This is a genomic window from Candidatus Protofrankia californiensis, assembly GCF_900634765.1.
In the GTDB taxonomy this organism is placed as follows: Bacteria; Actinomycetota; Actinomycetes; order Frankiales; family Frankiaceae; genus Protofrankia; species Protofrankia californiensis.
The window spans coordinates 23363-26396 of sequence record NZ_CAAAFT010000064.1 but is presented as its reverse complement, the minus strand read 5'-3'; the positions used below and the strand labels follow the sequence as shown (position 1 = coordinate 26396).

The following is a 3034-nucleotide window of genomic DNA, read 5'->3' as shown; positions in this document are numbered from 1 at the left end:
CCGGTGGTTCGGCTGCCGGGCCGTCCGGTGGGGGTGACCCGGACACGCCCGGCGACGGCGTCCTGACCTCGCAGCGGCTGCTGGCAGCCGAACTCGACACGTTCACCCAGGTGGCGTTCGCGGCGACGCTGGCAACCCGGCTCGCCTTCACGGACGCCGACGCCGCCGACATCTACCCGGGCACAGGCAGTGACACAGGCACCGGCATGAACCACAACGGTGACGGCGCTCAGGTAGGCGGGCCGAACACCGCTTCGACCCAACCACCCCTGCCCGCCGGGGACTACGTCTGGCTGCCGGTGCATCCCTGGCAGTGGGAGCACGTGATCGCGCCGCTGTTCGCCGCCGAGATCGCGACCGGCCGGCTGATACTGCTCGGCGAGGCACCCGACCGCTACCTTCCGCTGCAGTCCGTGCGCACTCTGGTGAACATCGACCGCCCGTCACGGCTCAACGTCAAGCTCGCCCTGATGATCCGCAACACGCTGGTGTGGCGGGGGATGTCAGCGGACGACGCCCACGCCGGCCCGGACACCTCCGCGTGGCTGGTCGGCATCCGGGACGCCGACGCGTTCCTGCGGGACGTCACGCGGGTGCTTCCGCTGCCGGAAGTCGCCGGGGTCACCGTCACCCACGGTGCGTACGAGTCGCTGGCACGCGCGCCGTACCGCCTCCACGAACTCCTGGGCGCGCTGTGGCGGCAGCCGGTCGAGGATCTGATCTCCCCCGGCGAGCGGGCCCGGACGTTCGCCTCGTTGCTGCTCGTCGGCTCCGAGGGCCGGGCGCTGGTCAGCGAGCTGGTGGCCCGCTCGGGCCGGACGCCGCGGGAGTGGCTGCGGGCGCTGTTGTCCTGCCTGCTGCCACCGTTGCTGCACTACCTGTACGTCTACGGTGTCGCCTTCACCCCACACGGCGAGAACGTCATCGTCGTTTTCGACGGCGGCGACGTCCCAACCCGGATCGCGGTCAAGGACTTCGGAGCCGACATAGAGCTGGTCGACGTCGCCCACAGCGACACCGCCCGTACCGGCGCCGAACCCCCCGATGCCGAATCCGTCGATGCCGAATCCGCCCGGATCAAACCCACCGGCGCGGAATTCGCCGAGGCGGAATCCGCCGGTATCGACCGGCCCGGCCGGCACGGTTGGCCCGAACACGCGGATCCGCCGGAGGCCGTCGGGCGGTACCTGCGGCGCTGGCCCGCCTCCGACCTCGCCCATTCGATCCTGTCAGCGCTGTGCACGGGACACTTCCGGTTTTTCTCGGTTCTCGTCGAGGACCATCTCGGCGTCCGCGAGAAGGAATTCTGGACGCTGGTCCGTGCCGAGATCGAAAATTATCACCGCGGTTTTCCCGAATACGCCGACCGGTTCGTCCTGTTCAACCTGCTGGCTCCCACCTTCGACCGGGTCTGCCTCAACCGGGAGCAGCTCGCCGGAACCGGCTTTCACGACCGGCCCGACCGTGACGGCGGGTTCGACATCATGTACGGCCAGGTCGCCAATCCCCTGCACCTGGTGACAGTTGACACCGCGACCCCCGACACCGCGACCCTGGAGGCCGAGACCCCGGACATGAACCTCAGCGCCAGGACAGCGGACACCCAGGCGACGGGCGCGGGAGCACCCGCCCAGGCGCACGAAACCACCCTTCCGGCTTGAGCCTGCCAGCGCAGCGGCATCCGGGCGTCATCGGCATCGACGAACTGCGGCGGCTCGCGGCGTCCCCGCAGTCTCCGGACGGCATCGACGAGGTGCTCGTGGGCCTTCCCGACCTGCAGGGACGCCTGCAGGGCAGCGGGGCGTCGGTGGAGTACTTCACCGAGGACGTCCTCGCACGCGGCCTGCACACCTGTGCCTATCTGCTTGCCGTGGACGTCGAGATGGACACCGACTCCGGCTACGCCTTCGCGCCCTGGGACAGCGGCTTCGGGGACTTCCGGCTCGTACCGGATCTCGCGACCCTGCGCCGCGCTCCATGGAACTCCCGGTCGGCCGTTGTGCTCGCGGACGCCTGGTGGCCGGACGGCACCATGGTCCGCCTCGCCCCCCGGGCCATCCTGCGTGCGCAGCTCGATCGGCTTTCCGCCCGGGGACTGGCCGCGCTTGCCGGTACCGAGCTGGAGTTCCTGGTGTTCACCGAGTCCTACCAGGAGGCGGCGGAGCGCTCGTACGGCGGTCTGACCCCGGCGTCCCGTTACAACGTCGACTACTCCCTGATCGGGACGTCCGGGATGGACGGACTGGCCCAAACGATCAGGCGGGCCATGGCGGGCGCGGGCGTGCGGGTCGAGTCGGCCCGGGCGGAGGTCCATCCGGGCCAGTACGAGATCGTGTTCCGCTACGACGACGCGATGCGCACCTGCGACAACCACGTCCTCTACAAGACAACAGCGAAAAATCTTGCGGCGCAGGCAGGGCAGGCCGTGACCTTTATGGCGAAATACGATCAAGGAGAGGGAAACTCCTGCCATGTTCACCTGTCGCTGCGGGGGCGGGACGGCACGACGGTGTTCGCCTCCGGCCCGGCAGCCGGCGAGCGGGCACCGGGCGACCAAGCGCCAGGTGAGCGGACGCCGGTCGGGAGGACGGATCTCGCCGGCATGTCGGAACTGATGCGGTCGTTCGTGGCCGGTCAGCTCGCCTGCATGGCCGAGTTCACCCTGCTGTTCGCACCGACCGTCAACTCCTACAAGCGGCTCGCCCCGGGCTCGTTTGCGCCGACCGGTATCGCCTGGGGACGGGACAACCGCACCTGCCCGGTGCGGGTCATCGGCTCCGGCCAGTCGCTGCGGATCGAACACCGGGTGCCCGGCGGTGACGCCAACCCATACCTGGCGGTCGCCGGGATCGTCGCGGCCGGCCTGTACGGGATCGACAACGACCTTGCCCTGCCCGTGGCAACGGCCGGGAACGCGTTCACGGCGTCCGGGGTGCCGCGCCTGCCGACGACGTTACGGCAGGCGCAACAGCTGTGGCGTTCCAGCGACATCGCGCGGGCGGCGTTCGGCGACGACGTCGTCAACCATCTCGCG

The 3034-nt window shown here is 69.9% G+C and carries 2 protein-coding genes; both read left to right on the top strand.

Going from position 1 to position 3034, the window contains the following annotated elements:
* The coding region (locus DD1DGNOD_RS03810; RefSeq protein ID WP_131769459.1) for an IucA/IucC family protein at positions 1-1661 on the top strand (1661 nt) is incomplete at its 5' end.
* Positions 1658-3034 (top strand): glutamine synthetase family protein (locus tag DD1DGNOD_RS03805; protein WP_283234652.1); only part of this gene is annotated, 1377 nt, incomplete at its 3' end. The genes DD1DGNOD_RS03810 and DD1DGNOD_RS03805, both read left to right, overlap by 4 nt.